Source organism: Rhizobacter sp. OV335 (genome assembly GCF_900142965.1).
Classification (GTDB): Bacteria; Pseudomonadota; Gammaproteobacteria; order Burkholderiales; family Burkholderiaceae_C; genus Rhizobacter.
In genome coordinates this window covers 13,836-30,502 of the sequence record NZ_FRCQ01000049.1, presented here as the reverse complement: position 1 = coordinate 30,502, position 16,667 = coordinate 13,836, and the positions used below count along the sequence as shown (strand labels likewise).

The window sequence follows — 16,667 nt, the reverse complement described above, 5'->3', positions numbered from 1 at the left end:
CTGGTGCGGCGTGAAGTTCGCGTGGCTCTCGAAGAGCCAGCCGCAGGTGTTCGACTGGTAGCACTCGAGGCCGCCGTTGTTGCCGGCCCAGGACTGCCAGCCGTGCGTGAACTCGTGCGTCAGGCCCCAGTGGTCCTTCAGCGCGGCCGGCGCGATCCACATGCCCAGGTGCAGGCCACGCGCGTTGTCGACCCAGGCGCCGCCGGTCAGGCCCCAATCGGAATGGATGTGGATGGCCGGCTTGATCTTGTCCGTCTTGTTGAAGAACGGCTCGGGCATCAACAGGTTCGAGTTGAACAGGTTCTCCCAGACGGTGTTCTCGAGCGTGGTGGCCGCGAGCGTCAGGTCGGCGTCGGAGATGGTCTCGTCCGAATAGAACGCGAAGTGGGCCGACTCCTTGACGAGCCTGAAGCTGGACTGCTCGGGGTTCGGGCCGCCCGCGCGCCAGGTGCCGGGCGTGACGGTGGGCTTCGGAGTGGTGCCGGGCGCGGCCCAGGTGGTCAGCGTGCTGCCCTGGTCGACGGTGGCGGGGGCAGGGGCCGGTGCGGGAGCAGGCGTCGGTGCGGGCGCAGGAGCCGGCGCAGGTGTGGGCGCTGGCGCAGGCGCCGGCGTAGGTGCCGGTGCGGGCGCAGGGGTTGGTGCGGGCGCCGGAGCGGGCGCCGGTGCCGGCGCGGCCACCAGCGGCCCGATCGCGCAGGCCTTGCGCTTGCCGACGACCGGGTCGCCGAAGGTGGCGTTGCTGCAGGCGATCGTGCCCGACTTCGGCTTCACGACCCACTTGCCCTGCGCGCCGTACGACACCTGGCGCGGCTTCGATCCCACGGCACACGTGGCGCGCTCGCTGGCGCAGAACGTGTAGCCGCTCGGCCAGTCGGCCGCGAAGGCCGGTGCGGCCCCCAGGCTGCCCATGATCGTCGCAGCGGCTGCGGCGATCCTCATGCGATTCATCTTCTTCATCGTCTTCTCCCTGTGCGTTGGAATGCGTGCCATCTGAAAAGTGGCGCGATTCTGGAAGACGGCGACAAGCCAGTGTTGACCGCGGCGTTCTGGAGATCTGCCCGTCTGTCACCAAACGTCAGCAAAAAAACAAAAAGCCCCCGGCTTGCACCGGGGGCTCGTTTCGCGGAAGAACGTTGCGTTACGGGAAGGTGGTCACCGTCGGCGTGAACGACGCATTGCAGCCGGTCTGCGAGCCGGTGTTGTTGATCACGTGCACGATGCCGCCGTTGCCGCCCAGGCAGACCGAGATCATGTCGTGGAAGCGCACGCCCGACGTGGTCGGCACCTCGATCGCGCGGTCGAGCAGGATGCCGCCGTTCGTGAACACGCTGTAGATGCCCAGGCCCCAGGCTTCATGGCTCGTCACGTTGTTCGACACCTTGTACGAGGCCCAGCCGCGGCCCGTCGTGCTGTTCCAGGCGGACTGGCTCGGCGGGTCGTACGGGATCTCCGACTGGTAGAAGTACACGCGGCCGCCGTTGCCGTTCCACACCACCTGGTGCTGCTGGAAGTGTTCGACGAACAGGCCGTAGATGGTGACGTCGTTGCCGTTCACCCACAGGCCGTTGGCGGACGGGTTGTCGTTCCAGCTGACGCCGTCGCCATGGTCGGCGCGCCACAGCCAGGTGTGGTCGACGATCGTGTTGTTGGCATTGATGCTCAACGCGATGCCGACACGGCCGGCCGCTGCGCCGCCGATGCGGAAGAACAGGTCGTGCAGCGCGGTCGGGTTGGCCGCGTGGCTGGCGCTGGCGCCGCTCGGACCGACTTCCATCAGCACGCCCGATTCGGCACGCCCCGCATCGAGGAACAGGCCCGAGATGGTCAGGCCGTCGACGTCGGCCGTCTTGATCAGCGGTTGCCCGTTGTCAGACCGCAGCGTCGCGAAGCCCAGTCCCAGGATCACCGTGCCGGGGTTGTTCACCTGCAGCGTCTGCGTCAGCACGTAGGTGCCGGGCGTGAACAGGATGTGCTTGCCGGCCGCCAGCTGCGCGTTGATGGTGGCCGCGCTGTCGCTCGGCTTCGCGAGGAAGAAGCTGCTGATCGGCAGCGTCGTGCCCGGCGTGGTGGCGCCGTTGCTCCAGCTGATGCCGGCGCTGTTGGTGCTCAGTGCCGGCACGCGCACCGCATAGCTGCCGTTGGCGTCGATGAACACGTACGGCTTCTCGCGGATGACCGGCGTCTGCGCGATCTTGGTGTAGCGCTGGCCTTGCGTCGGGAAGTTGCCGGCCGGTGCGTTCGGCACGCCGACGAACACCATGTTCCAGTTCGAGCCGCTCCAGCTGCCCCACTGGCTGTTGCGCGAGATCCATTGCTGCTGCGACGCCGAGTTGACGTTGCCGTCGACCAGCACGTCGGAGAACCAGCCGCCGCTCGACCAGCCGTTGTTCTGGTTCAGCTTGATGTTGCCGCGCACGTGCATGCGGCGGAACGGGATCGCCTGCGAGACAGCCCACTGCATCGTGTTGTTGCCGATGCCCTGGCTCGGCGTGACCGAGAAGTTCTCGGCACCGCGCCAGAAGTTCTGGGTCGCGTTGTCGCCGCCGAGGAAGGCGTTGGAGCGCAGGTCACCGATGACGTGCACCTGGTCCGGGTGGCTTCCGAGGCCCAGCACCTGCGTGTAGAAGCCGACCGGAATGCGCAGGTTGTTGTAGGTGCCCGGCGTCAGCAGGATCGCATCGCGGCGCGGACCGAAGTGGTTCGGCTGCTGCGCGTTGTAGATGCCGTCGATCTGGCTTTGCAGGTTCGGCGTCGACGGGTTGAAGACGTGGACGTTCGGGCCGAAGTCCGGCGTCGTGCCGGTCGGCGGCGGGTTGGTCGGCGGCGGGGTCGTGGTGTCCGACAGAACGAACTGCTCCCAGGCCTGCACCGTGGGACGGTCGGCGACCAGGAAGCCACCGCGGTTCAGGTCGGCGCTGACGTAGAGCCCGGTCGTGGCCGAGCGGATCGCGACCGTGCCGTTGGACTGGGTCTCGAGCGTGAACTGCTCCCAGGCGTTGATGGCCTGGCGGTTGCCGATCAGGCGGTTGGTGTTCGGCGCGCCGAGGCCCTGGTCGGCGGACACGATGTTGCCGCTGATGGTGGCCCGGAACGAGACCGTGCCGTTGCCATTGCGGATGACCTCGAAGTCTTCCCAGGTGCTGGCGACCGGCGCCGTGGCGTTCAGGAACGAGGTTCCCGTCGCGGTGGCGCTGACGAAGTTGTTGTTGGCGACGGCGCGAAGGGTCGCCGCGTCTGCCGCGGCGCCGAAGGCGCCCAGCATCACGGCCATCGCGACGTACTGTCGAGTACTCCACTGCATGTGTTCTTCTCCTTGAAGGTTTTTAAGCTTCCGCGGTCGCACCGCACCTCGTGGCGAGGCTGCACCCGTGGCAAGTCTTCCCAATCTATGAGCCCGCCCGGCCTTTTCCTGTGTCTCTTTGCAAGACTCGTACTGTCGACGAGCCTGAAAAGTGGAACCGATTCCAGTCGGGCAGGCGATTTGATCATTCCTGGTGGGCGCGCGCCTGAGGGTAAGTCCGGACTTTCGTGTGTATCAGGGTGTTGCCTGGACAGCGCCGCCGTCATCGCTCAAGATGCCCCCCGCGACACCGATCGCCGCAGAGAGCCACAGGCTCGTCGCCACTCGGGCAGCTGGCTTCTCCCACAACCACACAGGAGAGAGACATGCATCAGATCCGTTTGCGTTCATTCGTCGCCGCGCTGCCGCTGCTTTGCGCGGCCGCCGTGGCGCCCGCCCAGGAGGCCGAACCCGGCTGGGCCAAGGGCCGGCCGAAGACCGACACGGCCATGAAGATGGCGCCGGTGGCGGCGTTCCCGATCCCGACCGCGGCCGACCAGCTGCCGACCCGCAAGTTCAAGCTGCCGCCCGGCTTCAAGGTCGAGACCTGGGCGTCGGGCGTGCTCGACGCGCGCGAGATGCGCCAGGGCGCCAAGGGCAACATCTTCGTCAGCACGCTGTTCGTCGGCAACAAGGTCTACGCGCTGCCCGAGAAGGCGGTCGACGGCAAGCGCGAGCCGAAGGTCATCATCGACAAGACCGAACAGGCGACCGGCATCGAGTTCTACAAGGGCTCGCTGTACTTCGCCACCCACAAGAAGATCGTCCGCTACGACAACGTCGAGGACAAGCTCGACAACCTGGGCGAGCCGAGCGCCGTGCTGAACGACAAGCTGCCGGGCGGCAGCGACCACAGCTGGAAGTTCCTGCGCGTGCACAACGACAAGCTCTACTACAACATCGGCGCGCCCTGCAACATCTGCGACCCGGGCGAGTACGCGAAGATCTACAGCATGAAGCTCGACGGTTCGGGCATCGAAACCATCGCCTCGGGCGTGCGCAACACGGTCGGCTTCGACTTCGACCCGAAGACCGGCGACCTCTGGTTCACCGACAACGGCCGCGACTGGCTCAGCGAGGAGATCCCGAACGACGAGCTGAACCACGTCACGCAGCCCGGCAAGCAGCACTTCGGCTACCCGTATTGCCACCAGGGCAACATCCCCGACCCCGAGTTCGGATGGGGCAAGTCCTGCGACGACTTCGTGAAGCCCGCCGCGCTGCTCGGCCCGCACGCCGGGTCGCTCGGCCTGAAGTTCTACACCGGCAAGATGTTCCCGGCGAAGTACCGCGGTGCGATGTTCATCGCCATCCACGGGCCGTGGAACCGCACGAAGAAGTACAACGGCGTCTACGTGGCGTGGCCGAACGGCAAGGGCGGCGCCAAGGTCGAACCGTTCATGACGGGCTTCGTCGAGGACAACACCTACCTCGGCCGGCCGGTGGATTTCCTCGTGATGAAGGACGGCTCGCTGCTCGTCAGCGACGACCACGCCGGTGCGATCTACCGCATCAGCTATGCCGGCAAGTGACATGGGCTGGCGACGCCTCGCGACCGTGGCCATGCTGGCTGTGAGCACAGCCGTTGCGGCTGCCCCGGCCGACTATGCCGAGCGCTTCCGCACCGTCTGCGCCGCCTGCCACGGCGCCAACGGCCGCAGCGACATGGCCGGCGTGCCGGTGCTGGCGGGCCAGCCGTCGCTGTACGTGATCACGCAGCTGTTCCTGTTCCGCGAGGGCCGCCGCAACAACGACGCGATGATCGCGCTGGCCAAGCCGATGAAGGACGCCGACCTGCGAGGCTTCTCCGACTACATCGGCACGCTGCCGCCGGTGCCCGCGCCGGCGCCCGCCACGCCGCCCGATGCGGCGCGCATGAGCCAGGGGCAGGCCCTCGCGCAGCAGCACAAGTGCGTGTTCTGCCACGGCGCCGATCTGGCAGGCGGCCAGGGGGTGGCGCGCATCGGCGGCCAGAAGGAAGAGTACGTGCGCGCGACGCTGCAGGGCTTCAAGTCGGGCGAGCGACCGGGCTACACGCGCGCGATGACCGAGGCACTGAGCCAGGTGCCGGTGCAGGACCTGGACCTGCTGGCCTACTACGTCGCGAACTTCAGCGGCAAGTAGCCGCGCGAAGCCGGCCGTGCACTTCCTTCCCCTTCGACTCCCACCCGGTGCAGACCTTCGCGCTGCGCTGGAAGAGGCCTTGCGCCAGGCCGGCACGGATTCGGCCTTCGTCATCTGCGGCATCGGCAGCCTGACAGGGGCGAAGCTGCGCTACGCCGGCGAGTCGGTGGAAGCCACGATCCCCGGCCCGCTGGAGATCGTGTCGCTGTCGGGCACCCTGACGCGTTCCGGCCCGCACCTGCACATGTCGGTCTCTGATGCGTCGGGCCGCGTCCACGGCGGACACGTGGGGCTCGGCAATGGGGTCCGGACCACGGCGGAGGTCCTGCTGGCGCTGCTGCCGGAGGGAGCGCTAGCCCGCGAGCACGATGCGGCGACGGGGTTCAGCGAGCTGGTGGTGCGCCGACGGGTTTAGCGACGCCGCAGGCCACCCAGGCCATCATCACCCGGCGCCGCGGGGCCGCAGGATCTCGACCTGCCGCGCGGCCAGCAGCGGCAGGATGCGATCGACGACCACCGCCCGGTAGTGCGGGGATTGCCGATGCGCCTCGAGCGCGGCGTCATCGCGGTAGTGCTCGAGCAGCAGCAGGCTCCCGGGCCCGTGGACGGCCTCGAACACCTCGTAGCCCAGGCAACCCGGCTCGGCCAGCGAGGCTTCGCGCAGCTCGGCGACGTGGCGGAGCACCTCGCTGAGCGAGCCATCGCGCACCTGCCAGCGGGCCACCACCACGACCGGTGCAGCCGCGCCCGTCATGCCCGCTTCCCCAGCGCTTCGACGATCGCCTCGCCGACCAGGTGGCCCGATGCCGGGTTCTGGCCGGTGATCAAGCGCCCGTCGACCACCCGCTTGGGTTGCCAGGCCTCCGCCGATTCGTACAGCGCGCCTTCTTCGCGCAGTGCGGTCTCCAGATCGAACGGCACGTCGCTGCGGGCGTAGCCGTCTTCCTCCGCCTTCGAGAAGCCAGCGACCTTGCGGCCGCGCAGCAGCGGCGTGCCGTCTGCCAGCGTGACGCCAAGCAGCGCCGATGGGCCATGGCACACCGCGGCCACGATCTTGCCGCCGTCCCAGGCGCGCCGCACCGCGTTCTGCACCTCCGGATTGCCGGTGATGTCGACCATCGGGCCCAGCCCGCCGGGGAAGAAGACCGCGTCGTAGTCCAGCACGTCGACCTCGGACAGCTTGCGGCTGTGCGCCAGGCGGCGGTACGAATCGCTCGCGAGAAAACCGGCCTGCACGCGATCACTGCCGTCGAAGCCATCCTCCGGCGGCTTGCCACCGGCCGGCGACGCGTACTCGACCGCGATGCCGGCCTGGTCGAGCACGTCGAACGGGTGGGCGATCTCCGGGAAGAAGAATCCGGTGGCGCGATGGTTCGGGCCGATCACCGCTGCATTTGTCACAACAAACAGGACATGCTTGACACTCATGACACTCTCCTTGGGGTTCGGGGCACCCGGCGACTCCGGGTGAAACGAAGATTAGGGCGCCAGGCGTCCGGCCGGTAGAGGCGCCAATGTTGACGTATTGTCTCGTCTGGTTTGACAATCAAGGCATGAGCAACGCCCCGCCCCAGATCCTCGACGAGCTGCGCGCGATGGCGGTCTTCGCCACCGTCGTGCGCAGCGGCAGCTTCGCGGCCGGCGCGCGGGCGCTGGGCCTGACCCGTGCGGTGGTGAGCCACCACGTTGGCGCGCTGGAGGCCAGGCTCGGCGTGCCGCTGGCGCAGCGCAGCACCCGCAGCTTCAGCCTGACGCCGGCCGGCGAGGCGTTCCGCGTGCACTGCGAGCGCCTGCTCGACGAGGCGCAAGACGGCATCCGCGGCATGGAGCTGCTGCGCGCCGAGCCGCGCGGCGAAGTGCGCATCACCTGCTCGCACCACTTCGGCAACAAGCGCATCCTGCCCGGGCTGCTGGCGTTCCGCAGGCGCTATCCGGCGATCCGCCTGCACGTCGCGATGAACGACGTCAACGTCGACCTGGTGCAGCACGGCATCGAACTGGCCGTGCGCGCCGGGCCGCTGGCGGATTCGGAGCTGGTCGCGCGCCGCCTGGTGAGCGAGCCGACGATGCTCTGCGCGTCGCCCGCCTACCTGCGCCGGCACCGCGCGCCGGCGACAGTGGCCGAGCTGGCGCAGCAGCGCTGGGTGGTCTATCCGCCGAAGCAGCGATCGATGACGGTGACGCACGACGGCCAGGCCACCGAGGTCGCGGTGCAGGGCGACATCGTCACCGACAGCGCCGCGTCACGGCTGGCTTTCGTGCTGGCCGGCGAAGGCATCGCGCGCCTGCCGGCCTACGACGCCGCGGCGCCGCTCGCCTCGGGCGAGCTGGTGCGCGTGCTGCCCGAGGCGCAGACCGCACCGCTCGAGATCTACCTGGTGCACGGCAAGCGCATCGGCCCGAGCGCGCGGCTGTTGCGGGATTTCCTGCTCGCGGGCACCGACCTGCCGACAGTTCCCTAGCGCTGCCGGATCGCCGCCAGCGCGTCGAGCACGTGCCGCGTGGCGGGCTCGGGCTTGCCGGCCCGGTGCGCCAGGCCCAGCGGGCGCCACAGCCGCGGCGTGAGCGGCGCGATCGCGATGCGCTCGTCCAGCGCGGCGGCGCCCTCCTCGCGCGGCAACAGCGCCGCGCCATAGCCCGCGGCCACCAGGCTCTTGATGGCATCGTTGTAGTTCAACTCGATGCGCGCCTGCGGTTGCTCGCCGGCGGCGGAGAACCAGTCCATCGTCATGCGGTGCAGGCGGGTGGTGGCATCGTTGAGGATCAGCGGGCGGGCCGCGAGCCACACCGGCGTGATCGCGCGCGGCAGCGTCCAGCTGCGCGGCACGAAGGCCATCACCGGGTCGCGGCGCCACGGCACGATCTGCAGGCCGTTGACGGCCGCCTGAGGCAGCGCCACCAGGCCGATGTCGAGCGTGCCGTCCTGCAGGCGCGACAAGGCCTCTTGCGAGGTGAGCACCGCGACCTGCACGTCGATGCCGGGGTGGTCGCGACCCATCGTCTCCAGCGCCTGCGGCAGCAGCCAGGCCAGCGCCCCGGTCGAAGCACCCAGCCGCACCCGGCCGGCACGGCCTTCGACTTGGCGGGCCACGTCATCGAGCGCCGCATCCACGTCGACGAGCAGGCGCCGCGCACGCTCGATCAGCCCCTCGCCGATGCCGGTGGCGACCACCCGCTGGCGCTGGCGCAGCAGCAGCGGCGCGCCGAGGCGCGACTCGAGTTCGGCCACATGCAGGCTGACGGTCGGCGCGGCCAGGTGCAAGGCGCGCGCCGCCGCCGCGAACGAGCCGAGCTCGGCGATCGTCACCAGGGTTCGCAGCTGGTCGAGCTTCAGTTCTCTCATGGTCCTTCAGGTTTCATGAACTTGATGTTCATGACATTCAACTTTACCAATCTCCGGCGCCGCCGCAAGCTCCACTCCTCACCACAGGAGCACCCTCATGAGCGCGAGCGTTTTCATCGACGGCGACCAAGGCACCACCGGCCTGCAGATCCTGGCGCGGCTGGCCGGGCGACGCGACATCACGCTCGTCACGCTGCCCGACGCACGGCGCAAGGACGCCGCCGCGCGTGCCGCGGCCATCAACGACTGCGACGTGGCCGTGCTGTGCCTGCCCGACGAGGCCGCGCGCCAGGCAGTGGCCAGCATCCGCAATCCGCGCGTGCGTGTCATCGATGCGTCGTCGGCGCACCGCACCGATGCGCAGTGGGTCTACGGCTTCCCCGAGATGTCGCCGCAACAAGCCGGCCGCATTGCCGAGGCGCGGCGCGTCAGCAACCCAGGCTGCTACCCGACCGGCGCCGTCGCGCTGCTGCGCCCGCTGGTCGACGCCGGTGTGCTGCGGGCCGATGCACCGTTGAGCATCCACGCCGTCTCCGGCTACTCCGGTCGCGGACGCGAAGGCATCGAGGCCCACGAGGGCCCGGGCGCCGCGGCGGCGCTGCCCTTCCAGACCTATGGCCTCGGGCTGCAGCACAAGCACGTGCCTGAGATCCAGCAGCATGCGGGCTTGCAGGGCCGGCCGTTCTTCGTGCCCTCGTATGGCGCGTTCCGGCAAGGCATCGCGCTGACCATCCCGCTGCACGCCTCGATGCTGCAGCGGCCGTTGACGGCGCAGGCGGTGCGCGAGTTGCTGGCGCAGCGCTATCGCGACCACCACCACGTGCAGGTGCTGGACGCCAGCCGCACGCAGGCGATGACCGGGCTGGACCCGCAAGCCCTCAATGGCAGCAACGACCTGCAACTGGCGGTGTTCGGCAACGACGCCCACGGCCAGCTGCTGCTCAGCGCCGTCTTCGACAACCTCGGCAAGGGCGCGTCGGGCGCCGCGGTGCAGAACCTGGCGCTGATGCTGGGCCTGGCCGACGCCTCCGCCATCGACATCGACTCCCTCTCAGTTCAGCCTCTGGAGCAAGCCGCATGAAACGCGACGCACCGCACTCCGCCATCGGTTCGCTGATGGACATCACCGCCCGCCCCGAGCAGTTGTTCCTGCGCGGCGACGGCAGCTGGCTGTGGGACGACCGGGGCCGGCGCTACCTCGACTTCGTGCAAGGCTGGGCCGTCAACACGCTCGGCCATGCGCCGGCCTGCATCCGCGACGCGCTGGCGCGGCAATCCGCGTTGCTGCTGACGCCGAGCCCGGCCTTCCACAACCAACCCGCGAGCGCGCTGGCCGAGCTACTGTGCCGGCACAGCGATTTCGACCAGGTGTTCTTCACCAATGGCGGTGCCGAGGCCAATGAAGGCGCCATCAAGCTGGCGCGCAAGTGGGGGCAGCTGCACAAGGGTGGCGCGCACGAGATCATCACCTTCCGCGATGCCTTCCATGGCCGCACGCTGGCCACGATGTCGGCCTCGGGCAAGCCGGGCTGGGACCGGATCTTCGCGCCGCAGGTGCCGGGGTTTCCGAAGGCGCTGCTGAACGACCTGGCGTCGGTGCAGGCGCTGATCGGCCCGGACACCGTGGCCATCCTGCTCGAGCCGGTGCAGGGCGAAAGCGGTGTGAACGCGGCCACGCCCGTCTTCCTGCAGGGCCTGCGCGCGCTGTGCGACCAGCACGGGCTGCTGCTGATTTTCGATGAAGTGCAGACCGGCATCGGCCGGCTCGGCACGCTGTTCGGCTACCAGCACTTCGGCGTCGTGCCGGACATCATCACGCTGGCCAAGGGCCTGGGCGGCGGCGTGCCGATCGGTGCGCTGCTGGCCCGCCGGCACGCCTGCGTGTTCGTCCACGGCGACCAGGGCGGTACCTTCAACGGCAACCCGCTGATGTGCGCGGTCGGGTTGGCTGTCATGCAGGCGGTGCTGGCAGACGGCTTCCTGGCCGAGGTGCGCGCCACCGGCGACCACCTGGGCGCGCGGCTGCAGGCCTTGTCCGCGCAATACGGCTTGGGCGAGGCCCGCGGCATCGGGCTGTTGCGCGCGCTGGACCTCGGCCGGCCCGTCGCCGCGGAGGTGGTGGCCCATGCCCGCGAGCGCTTGATGCTCGGCGGGGCGGCCGGAAACACCGGGCTGCTGCTCAATGCGCCGCGGCCTTCGGTGCTGCGCTTCATGCCGTCGCTCACCGTCACGCGAGCCGAGGTCGACCTGATGATCGACGGGTTGGCGATCAGCCTCGAAGCCGTCGCTGTCAGGCCGCTGTGAACGGGTAGCCCGCCGCCCCTGGGCATGCGAATTGCCCCAAGTCACCACACAGCCGAAGGAGATGATGGACACGATCAAGGTGTCGGGCCACGGTGTCGAGATAGCGCTGCAAGCGGCCGGCGTCGCGAGTCGCCCGGCGTTGTTGTTGCTGCACGGGTGGCCCCATTCGCACGCACTCTACGAGCCGGTGGTCGACGCCTTGGCCGAGCGCTTCTTCGTGCTGGTGCCCGACCTGCCCGAGATCGGTGAATCACGCGGTGCGCCGAAGTCGGCCGAGAAGACGGTGCTCGCCGACGTGCTGCTCGCCGCTGCCGAGCAGGCCGGGGCGCACGACATCATCGTTGCCGGCATCGACGTCGGCGGCATGATCGCCTTTGCCGCCGCCCGCGATCACGGTGCGCGCATCCGGCGCGCGGTCGTCGCCAACACCGTCATCCCTGGATTGGACCCGTGGGAGAAGCTGCTGGCCGATCCGCGCATCTGGCACTTCGCTTTTCATGCGATTCCCGACCTGCCCGAGACGATGGTGCAAGGTCGTCAGCGGCCCTACTTCGACTACTTCTCCAACGCGCTGGCCGGCAACGCCGACGCGGTGACCGACGCGTATCGCGAGCGCTTCGCTGCCGCCTATGCGCGGCCCGAAGCGCTGAAGGCCGGCTTCGACTGGTACCGCGCGCTCGCCGCCGATGCGAAGCACAACGCCCGTCCGAAGGCCATCGAGACGCCGCTGCTGTACCTGCGCGGAGACGCCGACGGCCGCTCGCCCGACGATTACCTGCCCGGTTTGCGCCAGGCCGGCGTGCGCCATCTCACGGCCGCGGTGCTGGCGGGCAGCGGCGAGTTCGCGCCGCTCGAGGCGCCCCGTGCCTTCGTCGAGGCGCTGATGCGCTTCGCGCCGTGAAGGCCAGCTTGAAGCCCTTCCCGGAGCCGCCATCGTGAAAGCCCGACCGTTGTCGCCGACACTGCGCTCCATCCGAGGACCGCAGGGGTCGCTCGCTGCGTGCATGCACCCGGCCGACCCGGTTGCCGGGACGCGTTCCCGCCAACTTCCTCTCATTCTTCTGCATGCCGATGCCGGCCGCGCATCGCAGTGGGATGCGCTGATCGCCGTGCTGCCGCGCGATCGCACGATCGCCGCCTTCGATTTCCGCGGACACGGCGATTCGGCACCCGCAGCCGACGCCGACTACAGCTTCAGCGGGCGCGCGGCCGACGTCGGCGCGGTGATGAACGAACTCGGGTTCGAGAAGGCAGTGCTCGTGGCCCACAGCGGCGGCTCGGCCGTGGCACTCGCCTATGCGGAACAGGCACCTGCCCGCGTGGCGGCGCTGATGCTGGTCGATCCACCCGCCGACCCGCGCGCAATCCCACCCAACGTGCGCGAGCAGTTCGTGCGTGACGCCGCTGGCGACAAGGGACTCGAGGCCACGCAGGCGTTCTACGCCAGCATCGCGGGCAGCAACCCCGAGGTGCGCACGCGCGTGCTCGCGGACGTGGCTGCGACGAACGCCGCCGCGATTGCCGGCGTCACCGCAGCATTGGCAGCGTGGAATCCCGAGCCGGCGCTTGACGCCTGTGCGGGTCCGATCTTCGTGCTGGCGTCTCCCGGCACCGATGCCCAACGTGCGCTGTACAAGCTTCGTCCGCGCATCCCGCATCGCGTGGTGGCGGGTGTGGGGCACTGGATGGCGATCGAGCGGCCTGACGAGGTGGCGACAGCCTTGACGGGCTTTTGCTGAACCGGCGGCAGCGCCGCGACGGCGATCAGTCGGCCTGCGGCGCGTGCGCCTGGAGCGCCAGGTCCCACGGCGCCTGCTCCCCGGCGAAGCGCGCCGCAAGAAAGTCCACCAGCATGCGCAGCGCCAGCGGTTGGTGCTGGCGCGAGAGATAGATCGCGTGGATGCCCAGCACGTCCGGCTCATGGTCGGGCAGCAGCTGCACCAGGCGCCCGGTGCGCAGGTCATCGCCGAGGTAGTAGGTCGGCAGCATGCCGATGCCGGCCCCGGACAGCACCGCGCGCCGCAGCACCGCCGTCTCGTTGGTGTGGAAGCTCCAGTCGACCTCCACCGTGATCGTCTCGCCGCCGCGCGTGAACCCGTATTGCCTGCCGATGCCGAAGGCATGGGCCACGCAGCGGTGCCGGTGCAGATCTTCGGCTGCGCGCGGCACGCCGTGCCGCTGCAGATAGTCGGGTGAAGCGCACAGCATCGACCGGCAGCGCGCCAGCGGCCGGGCAATCACCGCCGCGTCCAGGCTGTTGGTGATGCGCACCGCCAGGTCGACCCGCTCCGCGACCAGGTCGGTGGCCTTGTCGCCCACCGACAGCATCACTTCCACCTGCGGGTGCCGGCGTTGGAAATCGACCAGCGCGGCCGTGAGCTGGGCTTCGGCAAAGGAGCCGGCGGTGGTGACGCGCAGCAGGCCCGCCGGCTCAAGGCTGCGCTCGGCGGCAAGCTGCCGCACTTCGTCCGCGATGCCCAGCAACTGCCGGCACGAGGGCAGCGCGGCCACGCCGGCATCCGTGAGGCTGACGCGCCGCGTGGTCCGGTGCAGCAAGCGGGCGCCCAGCCAGTCTTCCACCGTCGCGAGATAGCGGCTGACCATCGCGGCCGACATCTCCAGGTGCTCCGCGGCCTGCGTGAGGCTGCTGCGATCGGCCACTTCGACGAACACCCGCACAGCCTTCAAACGGTCCATTTCATCGATCCATGCAATAACTATTCAACTCTACCAACGTTTATCAACCGTGGCGATGCAAATAGAGTCGACGTCGTGGCAAGCCATGCCATCCCAACCCACGGAGATCCTCATGATCCAACTCAGCACCCTCGCCCGCGTCCTCCTCCCCGCCTTGGCGCTGGGCGTCGTCGCGGCCACCCCTGCCGGCGCGCAGACACCGCCCCCGCTGACCGTGAAGGTCTACAACGCGGACGGCAACAGCTTCAACGTCAATGCCGTCGTGATCAGCGGCAAGACAGAGGCCATCGTCATCGACAGCGGCTTCACCCGTGCCGATGCGCTGCGCGTGGCGGCCAATGTGCTCGACAGCGGCAAGTCGCTGCGGACCATCTTCATCAGCAACGCCGATCCCGACTACTACTTCGGCGCCGAAGTGCTCAAGGGCTATTTCCCGCAAGCCCAGGTGCTGACCACGCCGGCGGTGCGCGAGAAGATCCAGGCCAAGCTGGCCGGCAAGCTTGCGTTCTGGTCGCCCAAGATGGGCCTCAATGCACCGCAGAAGCCGATCGTTCCGGAGCTGCTGCAGGGCACGACGCTGAGCGTCGATGGGGAGACGATCGAGGTGCGCGGCACCACCGGTGAGCTCGCCCACCGTCCCTACGTGTGGATCCCGTCGATCAAGACAGTCGCCGGCAACATCGCGATCTTCGGCAACCTGCATGTGTGGACCGCCGACACGCAGAAGGCCAGCGAACGCAAGGCCTGGTTCGCGCAGCTCGACGAGATCGAGGCGCTCAAGCCCGCCACCGTCGTGCCCGGCCACATGGCGGCCGGCACGCCCCTCGACGCCAGCACCATCCGCTACACCCGCGACTACCTGCAGCGCTTCGACGTGGAAGCCGCGAAAGCCAAGACCGCTTCGGAGCTGATCGACGCGATGAAGAAGGCCTACCCGCAGGCCGGTCTGGGCATCGCGCTCGACATCGGCGCCAAGGTCAGCAAGGGCGAGATGCAGTGGTGAGTTGCCTGTAGGACTCGTTCAGGCGGTGGCGGTCTTCAAGCTGCCGTCGAACGGCCAGGAGCCGGTCCCGGTCCTTCTGACACCGGGCCTGCCGCGCCAGACCAGCACGGCCAGCCCGAGCAGCATCGCCAGCCAGGTGCTCGGCTCGGGAATGGGCGCCTGGACCAGCGAGCTCAGGAACAAGACCTCGAAGCTGCCGAACATCGACTGGTCGGACCGGTTGAAGACCGTCAGCGACAGGTGCCCTTGCGGATCGGCGCTGTAGGCGAAATCGTCCGGCCCCGGCTCGCGGCCCAGCAAGGGCGCAGTGAAGTCCCTCGGGTCCTGGTTCAGGATGTTCGCGACGATGCTGATGCCGTTGCCCCAGCCCCAGCTGGCGTCGTCGCGGAACGAGAACCAGGCGGTGTTGGCGACCGTGTCCTGTGGCTTCGGTGTCGTGCTGAACCGTGGCACCAGCGCGAGCGGCATCGGCGGATTGAACGCCAGCAACCCGGACAGCGTGATCGAGCTGTTGGGGTCGAGCGTGAAGGCTCGTCGCCAGCTGAGATAGGTCTCGGCGGTGTCCTCGGGTTTCTGGCGCGAGATCTCGGCCCGCAGGTGCCCGGGCTCGACTGCCAGGCGGGCCGATGGGGCATCGGCGGCCACCGGGTCCACGCTGCGGCTGAAGTTGCCGAAGGGCTGGGTGCCGACGGCGCTGTCGGCGAGCCTTCCGGACCCGAAAGAAGTCGAGCGATAAGAGCCCGTCTGGTCGGGCCGGTGGTAGCTCGTGGTCTCGGATGCAAAGAAGCTGTTGGGCGTGATCCAGTGGCCCACGGTGCCGGCCGGAGAACTGCTGTCGGTGGACAAGCCGGTGATCGGGTCGAGCTGGAAGTCGACGCTGATGCTCTCGGCGTGGGCCGCGCCGGCCAGCCCGACGGCGGCGAGCACGGGGAGCCACTTGCGAATCTTCAAGCGGCGCCAGCCCAGCACGCCCAGGCCCAGCAGCATCGCCAACCAGGTGGCCGGCTCGGGAATGGGCGAAATGAAGGGCGCCCTGGCGAACACGCCGATCGACAGGTTCGTGAACATCAGCTCGTCGGAATGGTTGAAGAGGGTCAGCGACACGTGACCCTGTTCGTCGCTGCTGTACGCGAAGTCATCCACCGACCCCAGGCGTCCCAGCGACGGGGAGCCGGCAGGCAGCCGTGGGTCGAAGTTCATGATGCGTGCGATGACGCTGATGCCGTTGCGCCACCCCAGGCCATCGTCGGCGACGCTGTGGAACCCGAGCACGCCGCGGTTCGCGTACTGCGGGTTCAGGTTGGGCGAGGCCTCGAAGCTGCTCTCGGTCGTGATCGGCCGGTCGGACCCGAGGGTCGCGGTGCCCGAGAAGGTGATGGAGGTGTTGGGCAGCAGCGAGAACGTGCGGTCCCAATTGGCCCCGGCGGAGGCCTCGTCCCACGGGTGCACGCGCGTCACGTCGGCTTGCAGGCGGCCCGCTTCGAGCAGCGAGCGTGCCGACGGCAGATCGGCGGCCGGTGCCGGCAGCACGCCCTCGCGCCGCGGGCCGAAGGGCTCGCCGTTTCTCGGCCCCGCCGGCAGACCGTCCGAGGTGAAGGATTCCTGGTTCCAGGATCTGCTGCCGTCGGCCGAGGTGTAGTTGACGTCGGCGTAGCCGTAGAAGGCATTCGGGGTGAGCCACTGGCCGACGGTGCCGGGGGCCGTGCTCCCGCTGCTCGACAGGCCGACGATCGGATCGAGCCGGAAATCGACCGAGGACTCATCGGCCTGCACGCTGGTGGCCATGGCGGCCGACATCAGCAGCGCGAACATCGTGCTTGTCTTCATCACCTCTCCCGGTTGCTGGCGTATGCCGG

16 protein-coding genes are annotated in these 16,667 nt (G+C 69.0%); 9 read left to right on the top strand and 7 right to left on the bottom strand.

What is annotated here, in order from left to right:
* Both BUE42_RS32790 and BUE42_RS30305 read right to left on the bottom strand, forming a co-directional pair.
* On the bottom strand, positions 1-957 hold a 957-nt coding region (locus BUE42_RS32790; RefSeq protein ID WP_235002716.1), incomplete at its 3' end, for a DUF6055 domain-containing protein.
* 181 nt (positions 958-1,138) lie between these two features.
* A complete protein-coding gene (locus tag BUE42_RS30305; RefSeq protein ID WP_073469098.1) occupies positions 1,139-3,301 on the bottom strand; it encodes a fascin domain-containing protein in 2,163 nt (720 codons plus the stop codon).
* A 365-nt stretch (positions 3,302-3,666) separates the two neighbouring features.
* Here BUE42_RS30305 and BUE42_RS30300 point away from each other — a divergent pair, with 365 nt between their 5' ends.
* From BUE42_RS30300 to BUE42_RS30290, 3 genes are read left to right on the top strand one after another with little or no spacing between them, the layout of a single operon-like run.
* Positions 3,667-4,872 carry a PQQ-dependent sugar dehydrogenase gene (locus BUE42_RS30300; RefSeq protein WP_200799062.1) on the top strand — a complete coding sequence of 402 codons (1,206 nt, stop codon included), beginning with the start codon at positions 3,667-3,669 and terminating at the stop codon, positions 4,870-4,872.
* 1 nt (position 4,873) lies between these two features.
* Positions 4,874-5,464 (top strand): c-type cytochrome, encoded by a 591-nt coding sequence (locus tag BUE42_RS30295; RefSeq protein WP_083614784.1) that lies wholly within the window; start codon positions 4,874-4,876, stop codon positions 5,462-5,464.
* 16 nt (positions 5,465-5,480) lie between these two features.
* Entirely contained in the window at positions 5,481-5,879 is a 399-nt protein-coding gene (locus tag BUE42_RS30290) for a PPC domain-containing DNA-binding protein (protein ID WP_073469096.1), read from the top strand.
* 27 nt (positions 5,880-5,906) lie between these two features.
* Here the strand turns inward: BUE42_RS30290 and BUE42_RS30285 are convergent, their stop codons facing one another.
* Both BUE42_RS30285 and BUE42_RS30280 read right to left on the bottom strand, forming a co-directional pair.
* Positions 5,907-6,218 (bottom strand): putative quinol monooxygenase, encoded by a 312-nt coding sequence (locus tag BUE42_RS30285; protein WP_073469095.1) that lies wholly within the window; start codon positions 6,216-6,218, stop codon positions 5,907-5,909.
* Entirely contained in the window at positions 6,215-6,892 is a 678-nt protein-coding gene (locus BUE42_RS30280) for a type 1 glutamine amidotransferase domain-containing protein (RefSeq protein WP_073469094.1), read from the bottom strand. The genes BUE42_RS30285 and BUE42_RS30280 overlap by 4 nt, the downstream gene beginning before the upstream one ends.
* Positions 6,893-7,017: 125 nt before the next feature.
* On the opposite strand from BUE42_RS30280, the gene BUE42_RS30275 reads away from it, so the two are divergent.
* On the top strand, positions 7,018-7,926 hold the full coding sequence (locus tag BUE42_RS30275; RefSeq protein ID WP_073469093.1) for a LysR family transcriptional regulator: 909 nt from the start codon (positions 7,018-7,020) through the stop codon (positions 7,924-7,926).
* Here BUE42_RS30275 and BUE42_RS30270 read toward each other — a convergent pair.
* On the bottom strand, positions 7,923-8,807 hold the full coding sequence (locus BUE42_RS30270) for a LysR family transcriptional regulator (RefSeq protein ID WP_073469091.1): 885 nt from the start codon (positions 8,805-8,807) through the stop codon (positions 7,923-7,925). The two genes, BUE42_RS30275 and BUE42_RS30270, sit on opposite strands and share 4 nt — an antisense overlap.
* A gap of 97 nt (positions 8,808-8,904) precedes the next feature.
* Between BUE42_RS30270 and argC the strand changes: the two genes are divergently transcribed.
* From argC to BUE42_RS30250, 4 genes are all read left to right on the top strand, one after another.
* Positions 8,905-9,888 carry an N-acetyl-gamma-glutamyl-phosphate reductase gene (gene argC, locus BUE42_RS30265; RefSeq protein WP_073469089.1) on the top strand — a complete coding sequence of 328 codons (984 nt, stop codon included), beginning with the start codon at positions 8,905-8,907 and terminating at the stop codon, positions 9,886-9,888.
* The gene (locus tag BUE42_RS30260) at positions 9,885-11,111 is read left to right on the top strand and encodes an acetylornithine transaminase (RefSeq protein WP_073469087.1); all 1,227 of its coding nucleotides are present in this window, start codon (positions 9,885-9,887) and stop codon (positions 11,109-11,111) included. The genes argC and BUE42_RS30260 overlap by 4 nt, the downstream gene beginning before the upstream one ends.
* Before the next feature lie 64 nt (positions 11,112-11,175).
* Positions 11,176-12,012, top strand: a complete 837-nt coding sequence (locus BUE42_RS30255) for an alpha/beta fold hydrolase (RefSeq protein WP_143171852.1) — start codon at positions 11,176-11,178, stop codon at positions 12,010-12,012.
* Positions 12,013-12,115: 103 nt separating this feature from the next.
* The gene (locus BUE42_RS30250) at positions 12,116-12,850 is read left to right on the top strand and encodes an alpha/beta fold hydrolase (RefSeq protein ID WP_073469083.1); all 735 of its coding nucleotides are present in this window, start codon (positions 12,116-12,118) and stop codon (positions 12,848-12,850) included.
* 25 nt (positions 12,851-12,875) lie between these two features.
* Here BUE42_RS30250 and BUE42_RS30245 read toward each other — a convergent pair whose 3' ends face one another.
* On the bottom strand, positions 12,876-13,808 hold the full coding sequence (locus tag BUE42_RS30245; RefSeq protein ID WP_073469081.1) for a LysR family transcriptional regulator: 933 nt from the start codon (positions 13,806-13,808) through the stop codon (positions 12,876-12,878).
* A gap of 112 nt (positions 13,809-13,920) precedes the next feature.
* Between BUE42_RS30245 and BUE42_RS30240 the strand changes: the two genes are divergently transcribed.
* Positions 13,921-14,811 (top strand): MBL fold metallo-hydrolase, encoded by an 891-nt coding sequence (locus tag BUE42_RS30240; protein WP_083614782.1) that lies wholly within the window; start codon positions 13,921-13,923, stop codon positions 14,809-14,811.
* A gap of 18 nt (positions 14,812-14,829) precedes the next feature.
* On the opposite strand, the gene BUE42_RS30235 is transcribed toward BUE42_RS30240, so the two are convergent.
* Positions 14,830-16,638 (bottom strand): PEP-CTERM sorting domain-containing protein, encoded by a 1,809-nt coding sequence (locus BUE42_RS30235; RefSeq protein ID WP_073469076.1) that lies wholly within the window; start codon positions 16,636-16,638, stop codon positions 14,830-14,832.
* Between the last annotated feature and the right edge of the window lie 29 nt (positions 16,639-16,667).

Bases quoted from the DNA above. Each gene is read 5' to 3' on its own strand.
- BUE42_RS30260 (WP_073469087.1), top strand. From the start codon at position 9,885: ATGAAACGCGACGCACCGCACTCCGCCATCGGTTCGCTGATGGACATC.
- BUE42_RS30285 (WP_073469095.1), bottom strand. From the start codon at position 6,218: ATGACGGGCGCGGCTGCACCGGTCGTGGTGGTGGCCCGCTGGCAGGTG.
- BUE42_RS30280 (WP_073469094.1), bottom strand. From the start codon at position 6,892: ATGAGTGTCAAGCATGTCCTGTTTGTTGTGACAAATGCAGCGGTGATC.
- BUE42_RS30300 (WP_200799062.1), top strand. From the start codon at position 3,667: ATGCATCAGATCCGTTTGCGTTCATTCGTCGCCGCGCTGCCGCTGCTT.
- BUE42_RS30250 (WP_073469083.1), top strand. From the start codon at position 12,116: ATGCACCCGGCCGACCCGGTTGCCGGGACGCGTTCCCGCCAACTTCCT.
- BUE42_RS30240 (WP_083614782.1), top strand. From the start codon at position 13,921: ATGATCCAACTCAGCACCCTCGCCCGCGTCCTCCTCCCCGCCTTGGCG.
- BUE42_RS30270 (WP_073469091.1), bottom strand. From the start codon at position 8,807: ATGAGAGAACTGAAGCTCGACCAGCTGCGAACCCTGGTGACGATCGCC.
- BUE42_RS30275 (WP_073469093.1), top strand. From the start codon at position 7,018: ATGAGCAACGCCCCGCCCCAGATCCTCGACGAGCTGCGCGCGATGGCG.
- BUE42_RS30305 (WP_073469098.1), bottom strand. From the start codon at position 3,301: ATGCAGTGGAGTACTCGACAGTACGTCGCGATGGCCGTGATGCTGGGC.
- BUE42_RS30255 (WP_143171852.1), top strand. From the start codon at position 11,176: ATGGACACGATCAAGGTGTCGGGCCACGGTGTCGAGATAGCGCTGCAA.
- argC (WP_073469089.1), top strand. From the start codon at position 8,905: ATGAGCGCGAGCGTTTTCATCGACGGCGACCAAGGCACCACCGGCCTG.
- BUE42_RS30295 (WP_083614784.1), top strand. From the start codon at position 4,874: ATGGGCTGGCGACGCCTCGCGACCGTGGCCATGCTGGCTGTGAGCACA.
- BUE42_RS30245 (WP_073469081.1), bottom strand. From the start codon at position 13,808: ATGGACCGTTTGAAGGCTGTGCGGGTGTTCGTCGAAGTGGCCGATCGC.
- BUE42_RS30235 (WP_073469076.1), bottom strand. From the start codon at position 16,638: ATGAAGACAAGCACGATGTTCGCGCTGCTGATGTCGGCCGCCATGGCC.